This is a genomic window from Pseudoflavonifractor phocaeensis (assembly GCF_038439875.1).
Taxonomy (GTDB): Bacteria; Bacillota; Clostridia; order Oscillospirales; family Oscillospiraceae; genus Vermiculatibacterium.
This window is the reverse complement of the sequence record NZ_JBCDMT010000001.1, coordinates 292,450-313,348: the sequence shown is the minus strand read 5'-3', so window position 1 is coordinate 313,348 and position 20,899 is coordinate 292,450. Positions and strand designations below refer to the sequence as shown.

Annotated in this window: 18 protein-coding genes; 5 read left to right on the top strand and 13 right to left on the bottom strand. The window is 65.0% G+C overall.

Translation table 11 applies throughout. The features are described from left to right. Positions 1-64 precede the first annotated feature (64 nt). Both AAEU42_RS01575 and AAEU42_RS01570 read right to left on the bottom strand, forming a co-directional pair. Entirely contained in the window at positions 65-808 is a 744-nt protein-coding gene (locus AAEU42_RS01575; RefSeq protein ID WP_342231764.1) for a phosphatase, read from the bottom strand. A 69-nt stretch (positions 809-877) separates the two neighbouring features. Next, positions 878-1,540 carry a Crp/Fnr family transcriptional regulator gene (locus AAEU42_RS01570; RefSeq protein WP_342231763.1) on the bottom strand — a complete coding sequence of 221 codons (663 nt, stop codon included), beginning with the start codon at positions 1,538-1,540 and terminating at the stop codon, positions 878-880. Between the two features lie 99 nt (positions 1,541-1,639). On the opposite strand from AAEU42_RS01570, the gene AAEU42_RS01565 reads away from it, so the two are divergent. Beyond that, entirely contained in the window at positions 1,640-2,335 is a 696-nt protein-coding gene (locus AAEU42_RS01565) for an ATP-binding protein (protein WP_342231762.1), read from the top strand. A 142-nt stretch (positions 2,336-2,477) separates the two neighbouring features. Here AAEU42_RS01565 and AAEU42_RS01560 read toward each other — a convergent pair whose 3' ends face one another. After that, positions 2,478-6,020 (bottom strand): M56 family metallopeptidase, encoded by a 3,543-nt coding sequence (locus AAEU42_RS01560; RefSeq protein WP_342231761.1) that lies wholly within the window; start codon positions 6,018-6,020, stop codon positions 2,478-2,480. Continuing rightward, positions 6,017-6,394, bottom strand: coding sequence for a BlaI/MecI/CopY family transcriptional regulator (locus tag AAEU42_RS01555; protein WP_342231760.1), 378 nt, complete (start codon positions 6,392-6,394; stop codon positions 6,017-6,019). Before AAEU42_RS01555 ends, AAEU42_RS01560 begins: the two co-directional genes overlap by 4 nt. A 347-nt stretch (positions 6,395-6,741) precedes the next feature. Between AAEU42_RS01555 and AAEU42_RS01550 the strand changes: the two genes are divergently transcribed. From AAEU42_RS01550 to AAEU42_RS01535, 4 genes are all read left to right on the top strand, one after another. After that, positions 6,742-7,929: a collagen-like domain-containing protein gene (locus AAEU42_RS01550; RefSeq protein ID WP_483145450.1), complete on the top strand. Its 1,188-nt coding sequence runs from the start codon at positions 6,742-6,744 to the stop codon at positions 7,927-7,929. Between the two features lie 131 nt (positions 7,930-8,060). Next, entirely contained in the window at positions 8,061-8,492 is a 432-nt protein-coding gene (locus tag AAEU42_RS01545) for an RrF2 family transcriptional regulator (protein ID WP_342231758.1), read from the top strand. Positions 8,493-8,495: 3 nt separating this feature from the next. Then, complete coding sequence (locus AAEU42_RS01540) at positions 8,496-9,923, top strand: redoxin family protein (protein ID WP_342231757.1); 1,428 nt, start codon at positions 8,496-8,498, stop codon at positions 9,921-9,923. A 91-nt stretch (positions 9,924-10,014) separates the two neighbouring features. Then, complete coding sequence (locus AAEU42_RS01535; protein ID WP_342231756.1) at positions 10,015-10,881, top strand: DNA/RNA non-specific endonuclease; 867 nt, start codon at positions 10,015-10,017, stop codon at positions 10,879-10,881. 47 nt (positions 10,882-10,928) lie between these two features. Here the strand turns inward: AAEU42_RS01535 and AAEU42_RS01530 are convergent, their stop codons facing one another. The 9 genes from AAEU42_RS01530 to AAEU42_RS01490 form a co-directional block, all read right to left on the bottom strand. Continuing rightward, positions 10,929-11,567: a YczE/YyaS/YitT family protein gene (locus AAEU42_RS01530; protein WP_342231755.1), complete on the bottom strand. Its 639-nt coding sequence runs from the start codon at positions 11,565-11,567 to the stop codon at positions 10,929-10,931. 230 nt (positions 11,568-11,797) lie between these two features. After that, positions 11,798-13,612, bottom strand: coding sequence for a DNA helicase RecQ (gene recQ, locus AAEU42_RS01525; protein ID WP_342231754.1), 1,815 nt, complete (start codon positions 13,610-13,612; stop codon positions 11,798-11,800). A gap of 103 nt (positions 13,613-13,715) precedes the next feature. After that, complete coding sequence (locus tag AAEU42_RS01520; RefSeq protein ID WP_342231753.1) at positions 13,716-14,606, bottom strand: DMT family transporter; 891 nt, start codon at positions 14,604-14,606, stop codon at positions 13,716-13,718. A gap of 13 nt (positions 14,607-14,619) precedes the next feature. Further along, complete coding sequence (locus AAEU42_RS01515; RefSeq protein ID WP_342231752.1) at positions 14,620-15,039, bottom strand: aconitase X swivel domain-containing protein; 420 nt, start codon at positions 15,037-15,039, stop codon at positions 14,620-14,622. 2 nt (positions 15,040-15,041) lie between these two features. Further along, the gene (locus AAEU42_RS01510) at positions 15,042-16,256 is read right to left on the bottom strand and encodes an aconitase X (protein WP_342231751.1); all 1,215 of its coding nucleotides are present in this window, start codon (positions 16,254-16,256) and stop codon (positions 15,042-15,044) included. A gap of 32 nt (positions 16,257-16,288) precedes the next feature. Then, the gene (locus tag AAEU42_RS01505) at positions 16,289-16,960 is read right to left on the bottom strand and encodes an RraA family protein (RefSeq protein ID WP_342231750.1); all 672 of its coding nucleotides are present in this window, start codon (positions 16,958-16,960) and stop codon (positions 16,289-16,291) included. Between the two features lie 18 nt (positions 16,961-16,978). Beyond that, positions 16,979-17,593: an RraA family protein gene (locus AAEU42_RS01500; RefSeq protein ID WP_342231749.1), complete on the bottom strand. Its 615-nt coding sequence runs from the start codon at positions 17,591-17,593 to the stop codon at positions 16,979-16,981. Between the two features lie 13 nt (positions 17,594-17,606). Next, entirely contained in the window at positions 17,607-18,962 is a 1,356-nt protein-coding gene (locus AAEU42_RS01495) for a UbiD family decarboxylase (RefSeq protein WP_342231748.1), read from the bottom strand. Positions 18,963-18,968: 6 nt separating this feature from the next. Continuing rightward, positions 18,969-20,873 carry a TRAP transporter permease gene (locus AAEU42_RS01490; protein WP_342231747.1) on the bottom strand — a complete coding sequence of 635 codons (1,905 nt, stop codon included), beginning with the start codon at positions 20,871-20,873 and terminating at the stop codon, positions 18,969-18,971. Positions 20,874-20,899: the final 26 nt, after the last annotated feature.

Genomic DNA, 20,899 nt, shown 5'->3' with positions numbered 1-20,899 from the left:
CGCTTCCGGAATCATTTGGTAACCCAAAAACCGCCGGAGCCGCAATCGCTCCAGCGGTTTTTTATCACTCCAGCCCCAATTTTTCGTGCTTTTGGGCCAGGAAGGCCAGAAAGGTTTCGTGATCCAGGTTCATAACCAGCGCCTCGGGGAAATCCATTTCGTTCACAAGTTCCAATACGCCCCCCAGCGCCCCCACCGCGGAGGGGTCATGGGCGTCGCTGCCCAGGATCACAGGCACTTGGTACTGCCGGCACAGGGAGAGCATCTCCCGGTAGTTGTCCCTGCACCGCTCCCCCTTGGTGGGGTGGGTCAGGGAGCTGTTGTTCAGCTCCAGCAGGGTGTGGTGCTCCCCCGCCGCGGGGACGATCTCCCGGTAGTCCAAGTCCACCGCCCGGGCGTCGGGGTGGACGATGGCGTCCACCCAGGGATTTTGGATGACGGCCAGCATGTCCTCGGTGTTCCGCCCCACCGTCCCCAGGTCGTAGCACAGGCTGTGGACCCCGGCGATGCGGTAGTCCAGACAGGAGAGGACCCGCTCCTCCAGGGAGAGGCCGCCGCCGTTCAAAATATTGATCTCCGAGCCCAGGAGCAGCCGGACACCGAAAAGGTTCCGGGGCACCACCTCCAGATTGCGGAAGTAGATGGGGTCGCAGGTCCCCGGGATGCCGGGGGCGTGGTCGCTGATGCCCAGGAGCCGAAGCCCCCGCTCCGCCGCGGCCTGGGCGTTTTCCCGGATGGTCCCGTAGGCGTGGCCGCTGGCCAGGGTATGGGTGTGGATGTCCAGTTGAAGCTGTTTTTCCTCGATCATCGTATCTTTGCTCCTCGTTTCTTATTCCGGGTTATTGTACCCCCTTTCGGCCCTCTTTTCAAGGGCGGCTCAAAGGGCGGCCTTCAGCGAGAAGCGGTTTTTCTCCACCTCCAGCAGTCCCTCCCGCCGCATTTTGCCCAGCTCACCGGAGAGGGCGCTGCGGTCCACGCTGAGGTAGTCGGCCAGCTGTTGGCGGTCAAAGGGGATGGTAAACTCCCGGCTCCCCGCCCGCGCCGCCTGGTAGGAGAGGTAGGAGAGGAGCCTGCCCCGGATGGTCTTGGAGGAGGTGTGGAAAATGCGGCGGGAGAGGTTCAGGTTTTTTTGCGCGGAGATGGACAGCAGATTCCGCAGCAGCCTGCCTTGGTGCCCGCAGGCGGCGGAACAGGGCTGGAACAGCCGGTCCACGTGGAGAAACAAAATTTCCGCCTCCTCCGCCGCCACGGCGCTGACCATCATGGGCTCCCCGGCCAAACAGGCGTATGTCTCAGCAAAGACCGCCCCGGGGCCCACGCTGTCCAGCACGCTCTTGTTGCCCCAGACGTCGTCGTTTTCGATCTGGACCCGGCCGGAGAGCACCAGTCCCAGGGCTGGGGCGGGTTTGCCGGCGGCCAGGATGACCGCCCCTTTGGGAAAGGACCACCGCCGGGCCCCCAGACAGTCCAGCATGGCGGGGAGCTCATCCACCCCGGCCCCCTGGAACAGGGGGGAACGGGCTAAAATTTCCAGTTCCATGTTTCCTCCTTTGTTGTTTTAACAACAGACTTATGAGAGGCATTGTAGTATTCTAAGCCTGGAAAGTCAAGGACTAAGCCCATGAAGGAGGATCATTCCATGATACGCAAGATCATTCACATCGACGAGGAGGCGTGCAACGGCTGCGGCGCCTGCGCCGACGCCTGCCACGAGGGGGCCATCGGCATGGTGGACGGAAAGGCCCGGCTTTTGCGGGATGACTACTGCGACGGCCTGGGGGACTGCCTGCCCGCCTGCCCCACCGGGGCCATCACCTTTGTGGAGCGGGAGGCCGGCGCCTACGACGCCGCGGCCGTGAAGGCCCGCCAGGGGGCTTCGGAAGCGCCCCTGCCCTGCGGCTGCCCCGGCAGCCAGTCCAGGGCCATCCGGCGGGAGGCCGCCCCGGCCCGGCCCGCTACGGACGGAGGCTCCCAGCTGCGCCAGTGGCCGGTGCAGATCAAGCTGGCCCCGGTGAGGGCCCCCTATTTCGACGGCGCCCACCTGCTCATCGCCGCCGACTGCGCCGCCTACGCCTACGGCAGCTTCCACGCCGATTTCATCCAGGGGCGGGTGACTCTGATCGGCTGTCCCAAGCTGGACGGCTGCGATTATTCGGAAAAGCTGACGGAAATCCTGCGGCAAAACGAGATCAAGAGCCTGACCGTGGCCCGGATGGAAGTGCCCTGCTGCGGCGGGATCGAGCAGGCCGTCGTGGCCGCCCTGCGAAACAGCGGGAGGATGATCCCCTGGCAGGTGGTGACCATTGGGACGGACGGGCGGATTTTGGAACGGTAAGCGGGGCGTTTGGCGAAGGCGGTTTTGGGGGGAGACGTTCCCCTCATCCGTCACCGGCCTTGCCGGCGACACCTTCCCCCAGGGGAAGGCTGAAGGGGCCCCCTGCGGAGTTGTCCGCCGGGGGCCCCTTCTCTTTTCCTTGTTAACCGGTGCCTATGCCGGAGCAGTGCCACTGGCCGTCGTCCCCCAGGTACATAGCACCCCGGCGGCTGTACTCAAAGGCCCCTGCGGGGGCGTCGGTTCCCTCGTACTCCACGGTGTTGCCCGCCATCATCCACATCAAGGCCCGGTCGTTCTCCGGGACAAAGACCGTGGTGTAGGCGAAAGCAAAATGCTCGTAGTCCAAGATTTCCTCGGGAAACCAATCCTCAGGCATCTCCTCCACCACCTCCGCCCTGCTTCTCACATAGGTACAGGCGTACACACCGCCGGGAGAGACTTCCAGCATGGCCCCTTCGTGGGCGTCCACCCAGGCTTGAGCCGCTTCCAAGCGGCTCTGCCCGGCGTTGGGGATGGAGATGTCCCCCGTCCGGGCGTTCCACTCCGCCTCGTCGTACCAGTCCCGCAGGTAGCGGTAGATGTCGGTGGCAAACACGTCATCCACGGCCACCAGTTCCGCACGGTACCATACCGGCTCGGCGTCGGCATGCCTGCTCATCACAAGGTCGCTGCCGTCCCAGAACTGGAGCATGTGGTACCAGTCCGGGTCGGTCAGGATCAGCCGGTCCCCCATCGGGATCTGAGGGGCACTGTCCAGGCGGCTCCAGTGGTAGTAGGCCGGGTCGGTAAAGCCCCGCTGGCGGTTCCGCCCGCTGCCAAAGTCGGTGGATACGGTGTAGGCCCCGCCCCCCGCCGGTGAGGCGGGGGTGAGGACCAGATGGATTTCACTGTGGGCATCCATCAGCAGGTTCAGGTCGTTTTGGATATCCAGAGCGGCGTACCCCGCCGCTCCCGCATTCAGGCCCAACTCCTCCGCACGCTGGGCCACCAACTCCTGGAAGCCCACGGAGTCCGGGGACATGTCGTTGATCATGTCGTGCCAGAGATACACCGGCCCGCTGTTGGCGTTCACGTGGAAGAAGAGCCAGTCACACCCCGGATAGCCGGGGGAGACCCAGTCGTCCTCGGTAAGGTATTTCCCCCCGGCCAGCACCACCCGCTCGGGGGTGGTGGTATGGCACTCGAAGTTGAAGGAATACCCCTGGATGGTCAGCTCCCCCACCGTAAAAACATAGGGTCCGGAGACGCTTTCGATCCGCCAGTCGTCGTAGCTCTCCTGGAGGTCGGCATACCCCTCCCGGCCGGCCCGCAGCCAGGTGCCGTCTCCCTGGGGCTCCAGCAAGGACAGCACATAGTCCTTGGCTGCCGCCACCACCTCCGCCGGAGCCGCTACCCCCTCCATCACGTGGTCGGAGCAGGTCCGGGTGTCCTTGTAGACCAGCAGGTTTTCCCCGTCGTAGTAGAAGTAGCGCCAGAAGGTCCTGGGGTCGCCCGCCCCGCTGTGGGGCTCCAGAGTACCCGTCACCGTGAGGCATTTGGCGTTGGCGTCCCACACGCTGTAATCCCAATAGCCGATCTCCGGCCAGGCCTTGGCCAGCAGGTCGGGCAGGTCGGCCTCGTACACCACGCCGTCCCGCTGGAAGAAAATTTGATCGCCGGAGACCAGTTCGTTGGTCCCGTCTCCGTCCAGGTCCAAAATCAAGCTCTCCTCCCAGGAGGTACACCGGGCCAGGAGGATGGGGGTGTCGTCCTCGCCGGCAAAATAGTAATAGTCGTAGACGGTACCGTACTCATTTGTGCCGACCTGTCCGAAGTAGGCCACATAGAAACCGTCATGGCCGAACAGGTCGTTGTAGAAGAACATGCGGCAGTCCTCATCCAGCCCGGAGAGGAATACGTTCCGGGTGCCGTCCTCCGCCACCACGGCGGCATGGATGTTCCCGTCGGTGGCCCGGTAGATCTGGACGTTGCGGCCACCGATGTCCCAATTCTCCAGCCGGTCCTTATAATGGTCGGAGAAGTCCCCCACGTGGGGCTCCACCGTCACCGCCGGGGCCTGGTAGGGTTCCAGATTCTTCAGGGAGATGGTGTATTCAGGCTTGCCCTTGGGCAGGGGCGTGGGAATAACAGGCTTCTCCGAAGTCTGGTTGGAGACGAAATGGTAGCCGCCGCCGTCCTGTTCGGCCAGGGTCAGGCACTTCCAGCCGCCGCCCATGTAGTCGTCGTCATAGTAGAGGCGGAGGGTATCCCCCTCCCGCTCCCCAACGGAGAAGGTCACCCGGCTGCGGTAATTGGTGTCGCCGTGGGCCCAGTAATAGGCGTCCTGTTCAGGCAGGTAGGTGAAGGAGTCCAGGCCGATTTTGTTGGTCTGGGCCAGGGTGAGGCCCATATTTTCCGTCAGCAGGGCGTCCATCTCGGCGGTGGTCAGCCGATAGGCCATGCACTCCAGCTCGGTCTGGCCATAAACCAGCATATTTTCCTCGGCGCTGGAGGCGGAGCCCTCACAGTAAAAGAGCTCGAAAAGGTCGATGTCCTCCGGCTTTTCATAAAGGGAGGAGAGGAATTGATTGTGGAGATTCAGATCCCCGGCGCTCACGTCCCCGCCGTTGAAAAACTCCTCGTTGAAAAAGGCCAGCTCGTCGCCGGTGAGGGCCCGGGGGCCCTCCACTTTAGAGCCGGTGAAGGCGCAGGCGCTCACCGCCGCCACCAGGGCTGCGGCCGTCACCAGGGCCACCGCCGCTCCCCGCCGGTTTTCCGTGATGCGGATGATCCGCTCCTTAAGCTGGCGCTTCCCCGCCGTCATGGTGGTGGCGGACAGCAGGGGATTGGCCGGGCCCCGGCGCACCGGGATGAGGGAGAGAAGGGTCTGGCCGTAGGCCAGGCGCTCGCCGTCTCCCAGACGGCGGAGGGCCCCCTCGTCGCAGGCCAGCTCACAGTCCGTCTTGGAGCACCACGCCGCCGCCCACACCAGGGGATCGAACCAGTAGAGGCTCAGGCAGACGCCCCGCAGAAGGGACCAGAGGGGGTCCAGGTGCCGGGCGTGGGTCTCCTCATGGGACAGCACGTGGCGCAGGCTGGCCGGATTGGCCGCGGCGGCGGGGGTCAGGTAGACGGCGGGCCGGAACAGGCCGAAGAGGCAGGGCGAGGGCAGGCCCTCACACAGGTAGACCGGGCAGGCCCGCGCCTGGGTGGGGAAGGGCTTCCGGTTCTTCCGCAAAAAAATCCAGAAGCGGAGGTTCGTCAGCAGGAAGAAGCAGGCCATGGCGGCGGCGCCCGCCTTCCAGATCCAGACGAGGATCTCCCCCGCCGTCGTTTTCTCCGCGTATTTCGTCACCGTGACCCCGTTGCCGTCCAAAACCACATACCCGGAGCTCTCTTCCACGGGGATCTGGTCCCCCGGCTCCAGGTCGTAGGCCATGGGGTACTCCGAGATGGAGGCCCGCTCCACCGGGCGGACATACACCGGCCGCTCCTCCATCCGCCGTACCACCGCAGACTGGACCGGTTCCGAGACGGTGAGGATGGAAAAGTCCACGGCGGGCAGGCTCACCGGGACCAGGAGCCGGACCAGCACCACCGCCCACAGCGCGTACTGCGCCCGGCGGGAGATCATATTCCGAAACAGCCGCCGCAGGACCAGCAGCACCAGGATCAGCACCGACGAGGTAATTAAAATCTCTTTCATGACGTCTCCTCCTTCGCCCGCTCCAAAATTGCAGCCAGTTCGGCAATATCCTCCTCCGTCAGCGCCCGGCTGCCCACCATGGCGCTCATCATCACGCCCAGGCTGCCGCCGTAGACCTTATCCAGGAAATTCTCCGTCTCGGTCCGGGCGGCATCCTCCCTGGCCAGGGCGGCAAAGTAGCGCTTGGCCCGGGGCCCTTCCTCATAGTAGACCGCCCCCTTGGCCTCCAGGCGGGAGAGCATGGTGATGACGGTGTGCTTGCTCCAGCCCGTCTCCTCCCGCAGCGCCCCCGTCAGCTCCGTAATGGTCATGGGGGAGTGCTCCCACAGCCGGTTCATCAGCTTCCACTCCCCGTCGGACAGATTGATCTTCATACCATCGCTCCTTCCGGTACACATTCGTCTACCTATACCATAGCAGGAAGGTACACAGTTGTCAACCTCAAATTGGTTACAAAGCGGCCACATCTTTTTTACGACAGTGACACGGTTCCCGCCGCCCCGGGACAAGACCCGCTCTGAAACGGGCCGGTGCCCAGGCGCATACACTGTACGGGGAGTCTTTCCCGCTTCCCATCTGTGCAGAGCGTAAAGGAGCGATGCGATCTATGAACGTATACAAACCCAAAATCAGCTGTTGCGAGCCGGCACCCTGCTGTCCCTCGCCCTGCTGTATCCCCGGCCCTACCGGCCCCCAGGGAATTCCCGGCCCCGTCGGCCCCATGGGACGGCCGGGCCGTCCCGGCGCGACAGGCGCGACGGGAGCCACGGGAGCCACCGGCCCGGCCGGCGGCCCCACAGGGCCTTCCGGGGCCACAGGCGCCACGGGCGCCACGGGAGCGACCGGCACCAGAGGCGCCACCGGAGCCACGGGGGCCGTTGGGGCAACAGGAGCCGCCGGCCCCCGCGGGGCCACAGGTTCTACCGGAGCCACCGGGGCAACAGGAGCCACCGGTGCCGCCGAGACCATCACCATCCGGTCCACCGCCACCGGCAACCCCGGCACTCCCGCCGAGGTGGTAGACGTCACCGGCGGCCCCGACCACGTGCTCGATTTCATCATCCCGAGAGGGGTGACCGGCCCGGCCGGAGCCACTGGGGCCACTGGGGCCACGGGCGCTGACGGGGCCACCGGAGCCACGGGCGCCACCGGCCCAACTGGGGCGGCAGGCGCCACAGGGGCCACCGGTCCAACCGGAGCGGTGGGGGCCACGGGCGCCGACGGAGCCACGGGCGCCACCGGTGAGACCGGGCCCCAGGGCGATCCCGGCCCCGAGGGGCCCCAGGGTCTTGAGGGACCCGAGGGCCCTGTCGGAGCCACCGGCGAGACCGGCCCCACCGGGGCGGCCGCCACCATCCAGATCGGCACCGTCACCACCGGCGATCCCGGCACTCCAGCTGAGGTCACCAACGCCGGGGATGAGAACGCCGCCATATTTGATTTCGTCATCCCCAGAGGGGCGGACGGCGGCGGCGGGACTCCCGAGGTTCTGGCCACCGTGGACGGCGCGGCCCAGCCCACCCTGGCGGGCGGAGCCCTCATTTTCAATGACAACCCCCTGGTCTCCGGCACCACCATCAGCCACGCCGCCGGAAGCTCCGACGTGGTGATCAGCCAGCCGGGCATCTATCAGGCCGCCTTCACCGGCACCTTCAGCGCCGACACGGGCACCGCCATCCCCGCCACCCTGCTGGCCAACCTGACCCTGAACGGCGTCAACGTGGTGGGCGGCATCGCCCGCCACACGTTCACCGCCACCGGCGAGGCCTCCGAGCTCACCATCCACGTCCCCTTCGAGGTGGCCGCCGTCCCCGCCAACGTCTCCGTCACCACCAGCGACACCGGCTTTACCGCCCAAGACCTGACCCTCACCGTGGTCCGGCTGGGCGGCGGCGGCATCGCGACCTGATCAAAGCCCCTAAAGGCGGCCCGGATATTCCGGGCCGCCTTTTTGCAGAAAAGCCTTGACATCCATATCTGTATCAAGTATAGTTACAGTGCAATCTGTAATCAATCAAAATACAGATAGGAGGGCGGCAAATGGACAGTTCTTTCTGTGTGGCGGTCCACGCCTTGATCTACCTGCACCACAAGGCCGAACTGCTGTCCAGCGAGGCGCTGGCCGAAAACATCTGCACCAACCCCGCCAGGGTGCGCAAGGTCCTCTCCCCCCTGAAAAAGGCGGGGATGGTGGAGACACGGGAGGGCAGCGAGGGTGGCTACCGCTTCGCGGGCGATGCCGGGACCCTGACCCTGGAACAGGTGGCGGACGCCCTGGGCATCCGCTTCGTGGAGGCTGGCTGGCGCAGCGGCGGCCAGGACATGGACTGCATGGTGGCCACCGGCATGGCCGGGCTGATGGACGAGCTGTACGACGATCTGGACCAACGCTGCCGCCAAAGACTGGCCCAGATCACCATAGCCGATCTGGAGCGCAGGATTTTTTACCGGGATGTTCCCGAAAGGAGTTAAAACATGGGCTTTACACTTGAGACCAGCGTACCTGTCTTTACCGTCTTTCTCCAGGGGCTTTTGAGCTTCTTCTCCCCCTGTGTCCTCCCTTTGGTCCCCCTCTACGTCAGCTACCTGGCGGGGGGCGCCAAGACGGTGGACAAGGACGGGAACATCCAATATCCCAGGGGCAAGGTGATGCTGAACACCCTCTTTTTTGTCATCGGCGTCAGCTTCACCTTCTTCCTGCTGGGCTTCGGCTTCACCACCCTGGGGCGGTTTTTCAGCTCCAACCAGCGGCTGTTTACCACCGTGGCGGGCATCATCATGGTCCTCTTCGGCCTGTACCAGTTCGGCCTGTTCGGCCAGTCCGCCGCCATTGAGCGGGAGCACCGGCTCCCCTTCCGGCTGGACAAGTGGGCCATGAACCCGGTGACCGCCCTGGTGCTGGGCTTCACCTTTTCCTTCGCCTGGACCCCCTGCGTAGGGCCCACCCTGGGCAGTGTCCTGCTGATGGCCTCTTCCGCCGGAAGCTCCGGGGCCGGGTTTCTCCTCATCGGGGTGTACACCCTGGGCTTCGTCATCCCCTTCCTGGCGGTGGGGCTCTTTACCGGCGCGGTGCTGGGTTTCTTCAAGCGGCACCAAAAGGTGGTGCGCTACACCGTCAAGGTGGGAGCCGCCCTGCTGATCCTCATGGGCATCATGACCCTCACCGGCTTCATGAACGGCATCACCAGCTACCTCTCCACCACCGGGGGCGGGGTCCCCCAGCCCAAGGTGACCCAGAGCGCCGCCCCCAGCTCCCCCGCCCCCTCGGCGGCGCCGGAGGAGAGCGTTTCCCCCACCCCCGACCCGGCCCCCGCCCAGCCTCCCGAGGCGGCGGCTTCCCCCGAGGCAAGCCCCACCCAGGTCCCGGCGGGCGCCGGGAGCGCCTCCCCCACCCAGAGCCCGGAGGAGACCCCCTCCGAGAGCCCCGGGGAGAGCGAGCCGCCCGACATTCCCGCCCCCGACTTTACCCTGGTGGACCAAAACGGCAACACCCACACCCTCTCCGACTATAAGGGCAGGACGGTCTTTCTCAACTTCTGGGCCACCTGGTGCGGCCCCTGCCAGCGGGAGATGCCCGAGATCCAGGCCCTCTATGAGCGCTACGGGAACAACGAGGGGGACCTTGTGGTGCTGGGGGTGGCCAACCCCAAGACCGACGAGTACCCCCGCAACCAGGACAAGTCCCAGGAGGAGGTGGAGCAGTTCCTCTCCGACAACGGCTACACCTTCCCGGTGGTGATGGACCTGACGGGCGACGTGTTTTACAGCTATGGGATTCAGGCATTCCCCACCACCTTCATGATCGACACGGAGGGCAACGTCTTTGGCTATGTCATGTCCTCCCTCACCGCCGACATGATGGAGAGCATCGTCCAGCAGACCATGTCCGGCCAGCGGGCCTGAACGGATTCCCCTCCTGGGAAAAATCTGATATAATGAGATGGCAGAGCCGGACCGGCTCTGCCATCTCTTTTGACGCAAGGAGTTTCACCCTATGAAAAAGCCCCCCGTTTTGGCCGCCCTGCTCCTCTTCTGCCTGCTCCTCACCGGCTGCGAGAGCGCCCCCGCCCGCTCCTTTTCCCCGGAAGAGGTGCCGGCCTTCGACACGGAGCCCTACGTGATCCTCAACGACAACCTTCCCGACTTCCCCGAGGAGGACAAGACCACCAACTCCTTCGAGGCGTACAGCCCTCTGGACTACCTGAACCGGTGCGGCCCGGCCTACGCCAACGTGGGGCTGGAGACCATGCCCACCGAGGAGCGGGGGGCCATCGGCATGGTCAAGCCCACGGGCTGGCAGACGGTAAAATACGACTGCGTGGACGGCAAATACCTCTACAACCGCTGCCACCTCATCGGCTACCAGCTGACGGCGGAGAACGCCAACGCGGAAAACCTCATCACCGGAACCCGCTACCTCAACGTGACGGGGATGCTCCCCTTTGAAAACCAGGTGGCGGACTACGTCCAGGAGACGGGCAACCACGTGCTCTACCGGGTGACCCCCATCTTCCAGGGTACCGAGCAGGTGGCCCGGGGTGTCCAGATGGAGGCCTGGTCCGTGGAGGACGGCGGCCGGGGCGTCTGCTTCAACGTCTACGCCTACAACGTCCAGCCCGGGGTGGAGATCGACTACGCCACCGGAGACAGCTGGCTGTCCGGGGACGCCCCCCAGGAGTCCCCGGCGGAGGAAACCCCAGCCCAGACCACATATATCCTCAATACCAAAAGCCGGAAATTCCACCTTCCGGACTGCGGCGGCGTGACCTCCATGAGCGAGTCCAACAAGAGCAGCTATACCGGCCCCCGGCAGGACCTCATCGACCAGGGCTATTCCCCCTGCGGTCAGTGCAACCCGTGACCGCCCCGCCAAAAAGCTCCCGCGCCTGAAAGGCGCGGGAGCTTTTTTCATGTTTCCTTTTGTCGAAAGAGGAGCCGGGTGAACACGCTGACCAGCCGCCCTACCACCAGGGCGGAGAAGATGGTCCCCTCCCGGACGCCGTTGAGCCGGTGAAAGGCCGCCAGGGCCACCAGGGCGGCGGCCACGGAAATGGCGCTGTCCACCGCCACCTTCACATGGCCGAACTCCCGCCCCGTCGTCTGGGACAGGGCCCGCACAAAGGCCTCCGCCGGGAGCATGATGACGTCGGCCTTCACCTCCAGGGTGATGCCCAGGGCCATCACCGTACAGCCGATGACCAGATAGACCACAGAGGGCAGATAAGGCCCGCCGTACCGGGTGGGGATCAGGGCCAGGCCCCTGTCGATGCACGCGCTGAAAAAGAGGGTGGCGGGGATCTGGAGGGCCTGAAGCCAGGTGAACTTCCGCCGCAGCAGGGCCTCCCCCGCCAGGAAGGCCATATTGAAGAGGAAGGTGTACACCCCCATGGTGGGCGGGGTGATCAGGCTGAGGACCAGCGGGATGCTGGAGATGGGCGAGGTCCCCAGTCCGGCCCGGGTGATAAAGGCGATCCCCACCGCCGCAACCATGGCCCCCGCCAAAAACATGAGGTAACGGCCCAGCAAACGGCCACGTTCCCGTTCCATTCCCATCCTCCTCCCCGGATCGCTCAAGTTCATAAGTCCAGTTTATATGCGGGGAAAAAGGATGTCAAGCAAAATTCACATTATTTTTTATTTTCCCTAAATATTTTTTGTTATATATGGTGGTCCTGTCCAGCAGAGCTCCATTCCGGGCAAGCTCACCAGGAACATACGGACAACCCCATCTCAAAAAAGAAAGGGCTTTCCGCCCTTTGGCACGGAAAGCCCTCGGTCTATTCCTCCGACCCACTTTCCGCCGCGTCCTCGATGGCCAGCAGAAAGGCCGTTCCATATTTCCGGGCCTTCACCTCGCCCACGCCGGAGACCCGGAGGAAATCCGCCAGACTGCGGGGCCGCTTGAGGGCCATATCGGTGAGGGTGGCGTTGGAGAAGATCATAAAGGGCGGCACCCCCTCCTTCTGGGCCAGGCGGTAGCGCAGATCCTTCAAACTCTGAAGCAGGCCGCTCTCCGCCTGCCGGGCCTCCTCCGCCGGTGCGCTCCGGGCGGGCATCTCCAGGCTCTTGCCCCGGAAAAGGATGTCCCCGGAGGCCTGGGTCAGGCGGAGGGCGCCGTGGTCCGGGTCCTTTTCCAGATACCCCTTGTCCTTCAAAAAGTCGATGTATCCCCCGATCTGGGCGGTGGAGAGTTCCCTCATCAGGCCGTAAGTGGACAGGCCGTCCAGCCCCAGCTCCAGCACCCGCTTGGCCCGCCCGCCCTTGAGGACCTGGGTGATAAGGCCCGCCCCCACCGAATAGCCCAGCCGGTCATTGACCCGGACCACGCAGGAGAGGACCATCTGGGCCTGCCGGGTGATGTCCGTCACCACGTAGTCGGCCCGGCAGTTGCCGCAGTCGCCGCAGCGCTCGGCGTGCTCCTGGCCGAAATAGTCCAGGATACAGCCCCGCAGGCAGCCCGTGGTCTTGCAGTAGCCGATCATGGCGTCCAGCCGCCGGTAGTCCCGGCGCAGGGCCTCCTCCTGTTCGGCCTCGGAGAGTTCCTCGTTGGTATGGCCGTTCTCTATGAGAAATTTGGCCGTCTCGATATCTTTGGCCGAATAGAGCAGGATGCACTCCGCCCGCTCCCCGTCCCGGCCCGCCCGGCCCGCCTCCTGGTAGTATGCCTCCAGGCTCTTGGGCATGTTGTAGTGGATGACGAAGCTGACGTTGGACTTGTCGATGCCCATACCGAAGGCGTTGGTGGCCACCATGATGGGGCAGCGGTCGAAGCGGAAGTCGTCCTGGTTTTGCCGCCGCTCGTCCTCCTCCAGCCCCGCGTGGTACCGGGTGGCGGGGAGGCCCCGGTCCCGCAGCTCGTCGCAGACCTTCTCCACGGCGGAGCGGGTGGCGCAGTAGACGATGCCGCTCTTTCCCACCCGCTGGGAGAGGAGGTCCCGGAGGGCGGCGGACTTACTGCGGGGGCGGTAGACCTCAAAGTAGAGGTTGGGCCGGTCGTAGCCGGTGACCAGGGTCAGGGGGTCCTGAAGGCCCAGCAGGCGCACGATGTCCTCCCGCACCTGGCCGGTGGCGGTGGCGGTGAAGGCGGCCAGCCGGGGCCGCCGGGGGAGCTGTACCAAAAACTCCGGGATCTTCAGGTAGCTGGGCCGGAAGTCCTGGCCCCACTGGGACACGCAGTGGGCCTCGTCCACCGCCACCAGGGAGATGTCCAAAGACCGGGCCATATTGAGAAAGCCCTCGGCCGCCAGCCGCTCGGGGGCCACGTAGATGAGCTTGAACTCCCCCGCCCAGGCCCGGCGGTACACCGCGCGCATCTGCTCGCCGGTGAGGGAGCTGTTGACGAAGGCGGCCTTCACCCCCGCCTCGGTGAGGGCCATCACCTGGTCCTTCATGAGGGAGATGAGAGGGGACACCACCAGCGTCACCCCCGGCAGGAGGAGGGCGGGAAGCTGATAACACACCGACTTCCCCCCGCCGGTGGGCATGACCCCCAGCACGTCCCGGCCCTGGAGGATGCCCTCCACCAGCTCCCCCTGGCCGGGGCGGAACCCCTCGTGGCCAAAATATTGTTTGAGCGCGCCCTGCTTGTCCATCCTGATCCCTCTATCCTCTCTGTCTCCCCTCCATTATAAACGAACAGCCGGAGCGATATCAAGGGCTGATATCGCTCCGGCTGTCTGCTGCCCGGCATCTGATTCACGTTCTGGTCAGAATAATGGCCCCCAGGACCGTGGCCGCGGCCCCAAGGCCGGTCTGCCAGGTCACCTTTTCCTGCCTGCCCAGCAGGAGCCCGCTGAAGATCAGGGTGAACAGCGGCTCCAGCGCGGTGAGGGAATTCGCGATGGACAGCGGGATGAGTTCCAGGGCGTGAAAGAGGAAGAAGAGGGCGAAGCTGGTGCAGACGCCCGACATGGCGTAGTTGCCGTCCAGGCGCTTGAGGGCCTTCGCCATGTCTCCGCCCCGCCCGCGCAGCAGGAGGAACACGGTGAGCACGGCGGCGGCGCTCAGCGAGCCCACCGTCACCCCCAGTGCGGAGTTGGGGATGTGCTGGACCCCCAGCTTCCGGCAGATGTTTCCCGCCGCCAGGAAGAGGCTGGCCACCACACCGATGGCCACGCCGCCCATGGACACCGCGCCGGCCCGCTTCCCCTCCCGGCGCACCGCGTCCAGGGAGATGATGACCACGCCCCCCAGGACCACGGCGATCCCCAGCCATTGGACGGGACGCACCACCTCTTTGAGGAGGAACACCCCGCCCAGCAGGGCAAAGACCGGCGTGGAGGCCTTCACCACCCCGGCCCGGGCCGCCCCGATCCGGGCAATGGAGCAGAACAGGAGCCCCCGGCCGATAAGGCTGTTGAACACGCCCCCCAGGACCAGGCAGAGCATCCCCACGGCGTTGAGCTCGGGTAGGGTGGAAAAGAGGAGGGTGCCCAGAAGCAGCAGCAGATTCAGCGCGCTGTTGACGATCAAGGTCGTATAGAGCCCCGTCAGGGTATCCAGCCGCCCGGTCTGCTGGCCGCGCCGGGCAAAGACCATTCCGATGCTCCATCCGGCGGCATTGATCAGCGCGAAAAATCCTCCCATGCCGCCGCCCCCGTCAGGCCCGCATGGCTTTGGGAACCACCCGCGCCGTGCCCTCCGTAGCGTTGAGATAGATGTAGTCCCCCGTCTGGATCTGGGAGATGTCGATCCGGTCCACCATGGGGAGGCCGGAGACGATGGCGCCGATGACCACGATGGACTCGGCCTCCCGGTTGACGATCCCCAGGGGGCCCACGCCGTTTTTCACCAGATCATAGAGCATATAGGACCCGCCGGTGGAACCCTTGGACATGGGGAAAACCAGGATCTTCCCCTTGAGGCAGGCCCCCTCGATCTCGTGCTTGCGCTCGATGACATAGCCGGTCTTGGGGTCGATGGTGCCCATGAAGGAGATGGCGTCGTTGGTCACCAGCGCCTCCCCCTCCACCTGGCCCTCTACGATGCACCGGCCCTGAAGCAGTTTTTCCTGACTCACGGTTACTCCCCCCACTTTCCGTCGATGGCCGTCTGGATGCACTCCCAGGTATTGAGCAGCACCGGCTGCAGCTTCCAAAGCCCCGGCGCGTAATGGGCCATCTTGCCGGAGTTGGTGGCCACCGTCTTGTAGCCCCGCTGGGTCAGTGTGGCGCAGAGCACCGGGCAGGTGTCGCAGACGATCTCGCCGCCGGCATCCTCGATGTCCTTGACAAAGCCCATCCGGTCCGCCAAGTCCCGCACCATGCGGGAGGTGCATACCCAAAGGGCGCTTTTGAGCTTTTTGCCCCGGACCAGGTTCGCGATCTCCTCAAACTCCACGATGGACACGTGGGGACAGCCCAGAACCACGAAATCCACGTTTCCCTTCAGGCTGAACTTGGCGCACACCTTGTCGTAGGCCGCCTGGTCGAAGATCACCGGCTCCACGTCGTCGCCGATGACGGCCTGACGGGTGGGGGCCTCCGGGGTAAAGCCCACCACGTGGTAGAGGGCCACGGCCCCGGCGGAGGCCAGGGCGGCCCCCAGGGCCTTGAAGTTCTCCAGGGTGGGGCGGCGGGTGATCCCCTCGATGACGGGCACGTCCTTCCCCGCCAGCTTGCCGCCGAAGTAGCCCAGCACGGCGAAGTCCTTGTCGGTCTTCAGCTCCATCTCCACCCGGATGAGATGGGTGCCCTTCCGGTTCTCGTCCAGGTGGTAGCCGTAGGCCGGCACCCGGCCGGTGATGGCGGCGGCCAGGGCGGTGGGTCCGCCCTCCCGGTTGGTGCGCGCGCCGATGACCGAGTTAACAAAGGCCACGGCGGAGGACTCGCCCCAGGCCACGTGCTCCCCGAACATGGGCAGGTTGCCGTTCAGGTAGGGGGTGCAGCTGTTGGTGGGGATGGCCCCCATCCGCTCATAGGCCTCACTCAGCTCCAGCTGCTTGCGGGCAAATTCCTCCGGGAAGCCGATCTTTTCCCAGTCCTGGGCGTCGATGCCGATGGTGTTCAGGGTCAGGGGCACCCGGAAGGTGGCGTCCTTGCTGGCGTCCTCCACATAGCCCAGCCCCGCGTTGCCCGCCACCCGGTAGCTCACGCCGGGGGAGTGGACGTTTTTGATCTCGATCATATGGTCGGCGCCGTAGATCTCCCCCAGCGCCACCAGTACCTTCATGGACCGTTTGACGGTCTCGCCGTAGGCGCCGTCCAGCATTTTCTGCTCTTCCGCGGTCAAACGCATACTGTTTTCCTCCTGTCTCTCCCGCGGGCGGCTCAGCTGTCCTCGCGCGTTTGAAGATTGTGATAATGGACCTGTTCCCGGGCCTGGCGCAGGGTCATCCCCTTGGCCACGTTCTCCTCGATCTTCGCTTCCTTGGCGGCGATCTCATTGGCCACCTCCAGAACTTGGGCGGCCCGCTCCTGGGGGACCACCACCACGCCGGTGGCGTCGCCCACCATCAGATCGCCCGGGGCCACCCGCACGCCGGAGACGGACACGGGGACGTTGATGGCGTCCACCTCCACCCGGTCCTTCCCGGTGACCATGTAGCAGCCCTTGCTGAAAATGTTGTAGCCCAGCTTGTGGATGGTGGGGATGTCCCGGCAGACGCCGTCGATCACGGTGCCCCCCACCCCCATCCGGGTGGCGGTGATGCTCATGAGGTCGCCCCACACCGTGGCGTAGGTCCGGCCGCCGTTGTCGATGACCACCACCTCGCCGGGCTTCACGTCGTCGAGAAAGTCGCCCACCGTGCCGTGGACGGTGCCGCAGGGCACATAGCGGACCGTAAAGGCCCGTCCGCACAGGGTGGAGTCCGGGTTCACAGGTTTGATGCCCAGAAGGCCGCAGGGGATGCCCAGCCGGTCCATGGCGTCCGACAGGCAGCAGGTGTCCAGAAGACGGAACGCCTCTACCATCTCGTCTGTAATAAGCTCGTTAGCCATCCGATCTTCTTCCTTTCCTCAGAGGATTTTTTCAAACTGATAGATCTCGGCGGTGGTCCTGCCCTGCTTGAGCTCCTCCACCACCCGGTCCTCCTTGGCGGCGATGGCCTCGGCCTTGGCCAGGATCTCCCCGATCTTCTCCTGTTCCACCACCGCCACGCCGTCCCGGCTGCCCACGATGAGGTCGCCGGGACAGACCCGCACCCCGCCGCAGAGGATGGGCACGTCCGTCACACCCACGGTCTCCTTCACGGTGCCGTTGGGGTTGAAGCCCCGGGTAAAGACGGGGAAACCAAGGGCCTGGATGTCGTCGGCGTCCCGGCAGGTGCCGTCGATGACCAGCCCCTTGATGCCCCGCTGCATACAGGCAAAGCACATGATCTCCCCGATGTGTCCCCCGCCGGTAAAACCCCCGGCGTCGATGACCAGCACGGAGCCCGCCGGGGCCTCCGCAATGGCCTTGTGGATGGCCAGGTTGTCCCCGGGGTGGCAGCGGACCGTATAGGCTGGGCCCGCCACACGGGAGGTTGGGTCCACCGGCTTGATGGCGGGGTCCATGCTGCCCCGGCGGTCGTTGGCGTCGCAGATGTTCCCCAGGGGCAGGCGGTTATAACGCTCAATGATGTCGCTCATGCTGTCTCTCTCCTCACATGCCGCCCAGCAGGCGGTCCAGATCCACCTCGTCCGTTCCCGGCACCTCCACCGTTTCGGGGAAGTCCTTCAGGGGCTTGGTGGCGTCGATGCCCACCTTGGTAACCACATAGCCGTTGTAGGCGGTGGGGTCCAGGGGGTGGCCCTTGGCGTTTTTGATCATGAAGGCGTCCTGCTCCGGGTGGTGCCGGGTGGCGATGGCCAGGATCACGGCGCTGTCGCTGAAGATGTTCACGTCGTCGTCCACCACCACCACGTACTTGATGAAGGGGTCGGAGGCCAGCACGGCGCCGATGACGTTTTTGGCCTCACCCTCGTGGCGCTTGTGGATGGAGACGTAGCAGCTCATCCGGCAGCAGCCGGAGGGGGCCATAAAGACGTCCTTCACCGTGGGGCAGGCCATGCGGACGGTCTTGTAAATGACGCTGAGCCGGCCGGTGCCGCCCAGAAGCTGGTGGTCCAGGTGGCCGGAGAAGCAGTCCAGGTAGATGGGCATCTTCCGCATGGTAATGGCGGTGACGGTGACCACGTGGTACATGTGGGGCCCGCCGTACATGGTGGTGAACTCCCCGAAGGGGGCCTCCATCTGCCGCTCGGTGGCGCTGACGTAGCCCTCCAGGACGATCTCGGCGTCCGCCGGCACCTCCAGGTCGCAGGTCTTGCACTTGACAAGCTCCAGGGGCGCGCCCATGAGGGCGCCCGCCACGCCGTACTCGTCCACACCCACGGGCACGAAGCTCAGGCAGCCCAGATAGAAGGCGGGATGGTGGCCGATGGTGATGGCGATGGGCATGTCCTTGCCCTGGGCCTCATACTTGCCGTAGATGTAGTTGACGTGGCTGGCTTCCGACATGTGGATGCCCAGCTTGTTCTTGCCGTGGAGCTGGTGGCGGTAGACGCCAATATTGCGGATGCCGGTGTCCGGGTCCTTGGTCACCGAGGCGCCGCAGGTCACGTAAGGGCCGGCGTCCAAGGCGTTATGGGTGAGGATGGGGAACTTGGTCAGGTCGATGTCGTCCCCGGTGAGGACCACCTCCTGCACGGGGCCGTCCGGCACCATGACGGGCTCGATGCGCTTATCCTCCCGCTCCCGGTAGACCGCGTTGAGCTCCGGCTCCTCACAGCCCAGGGCCAGGGCCAGCCGCTTGCGGCTGGCGAAGAGGTTGCTCACCACGGGATAGGCCCCGTCCCCCACGTTTTCAAAGAGACACGCCGGATAGCGCTCCTCCTTCTCCAGCTTGGCCAGCACCGCCGAGGCCTGGAACTTGGGGTCCAGGTGCTCCTTGATGCGGGCCAGCTCGCCGTGGGCCTCGGCCTCTTTCAAAAAACTGCGCAGATCTTTGTTGGACATAGCCGTTTATACCTCCTTCTGCTCGGCCGGCTCTTCCGCCGCCGCTTTTTTCGCCGGGGGACTGCCCTTGAGGAACCTCCCCAGCACCAACCCAACCGCGAGGATGGCCACACCCGCCGCGTCGGTGACCATGCCGGGGATCATCATGCACACGGCCCCGCCCAGGAACAGGAGCCGGGGGATGGGATGGAGCCAGCCTTTGCAGTACCCCTCCGAGGCAAAGGTGAAGAAGAACACGCCGATGACCGCGGTGGCCAGGGCCAGAACGGTCTCCAGGATATTTCCGCCGCCCTGCAGGAGCAGGACGGGGTTAAACGCGAAGATATAGGGGATGATGTAGGCCACCAACCCCATGCGGAAGGCGGTCCACCCTGTTTTGAATGGATCCGTATGGGCCACGGCGGAGGCGGAATAGGCCGCCAGAGCCACCGGGGGCGTGATGGCGCCCACGCAGGAGAAGTAGAACACGAAGAAGTGGGCGGCCATGGGGGCGATACCGATGCCGGTGAGGGCGGGCACCGTGAGCGCCGCCATGATGATGTACACCGCCGTGGGGGGCAGGCCCATGCCCATGATGATGGCCGCCACCATGGTGAGGAAGAGGGCCAGGATGGGGCTGTTGCCCGCGATCTGCATCAGGAGGCTGGAGAACTTGACCCCCAGCCCGGTGGCGGAGACCACGCCCACGATGATGCCGGCGCAGGCGCAGGCGGCGGCGATGGACAGCGTGTCCTTCGAGCCCGCCACCAGGGCGTCCTTGATGCCGGTGAGGTTCATCCGGGTGCTCTTTTTGATCATGGCCAGGACCACGATGAGAATGACGCACCAGAAGGCCGACTTCAGCGCGCTCCAGCCGTTGACGATGAGGACGATGAGCAGTACGATGGGGATGAGCAGCTGGCCCCGGTCCAGGAAGGCGGCCTTCCAGTCGGGCAGGTCCTCCCGCTTCAGGCCGGTAAGGCCGTTTTTAGCGGCGGTGATGTCGGCATAGATTACCAGGCTCAGATAGAAGAGCAGCGCGGGCACCACGGCCGCCAGCACCACGTTTCCATAGGGCTCGGACAGGTAGTCGGCGATGAGGAAGGCCGCGGCCCCCATCACCGGCGGGGTGAACATGGAGCCGGTGGCCGCCACCGCCAGGATGGAGGCCCCCTCCACCATGGGGTACTTGGCCGAGCGCAGCAGGGGCAGGGTGAAGGAGCCCGTGGTCACCACGTTCGCCACGGGGGAGCCGGAGATGATCCCCATGAGGGCGTTGGACAAGATGGTGGCCTGGGCGGGGCCGCTGCGCTTCCGGCCGGTGGCCGCAAGGGACAGGTCCACGAAGAGCTGGCCCGCCCCCGACTTGGCCAGGAAGGAGCCGAAGAGGACGAATACGATGATATAGGTGGCCGAGGTGCCCATGGCCATGCCGAAAATGCCCTCCGACGTGGTGTAGATGAAGGAGGCGAGGCTGCTGATGGAAAAGCCCTTATGCTTCAGCGCCCCGGGCATGTACGGCCCCAGGAAGGCATAGGCCAGCGCGATGATGGCGATGATGGGCATGGCCATGCCCATGGAACGGCGGGTGGCCTCCAGCACCAGCATGATGCCCAGCACGCACAGGGCGATCTCCCAGATCGCCGGGTCGGCAATGCGCAGGGCGTTTCGCTCCCAGGTGAAGGTGACGTACAGGGTGGACGCCGCCGCCAGCAGGGCCAGCAGCAGGTCCACCACCCCCACCTCCCGGCTCTTGCGCATGGGATAGAGCAGGAAGATGGCCACGATCATGAAAAACCAGTGGACGCTCCGCTGGGTCATGGCGGACAAAAGGCCAAAGCCAGAGGTATACAGGGCAAAGAAAGAACTGGCGATGAGCAGAATGCTGGCCACCCGCTGGGCGATCAGCGGCAGTTTGGATTTGGACTCCATAATTCACCATCCTTTGGAATGACATG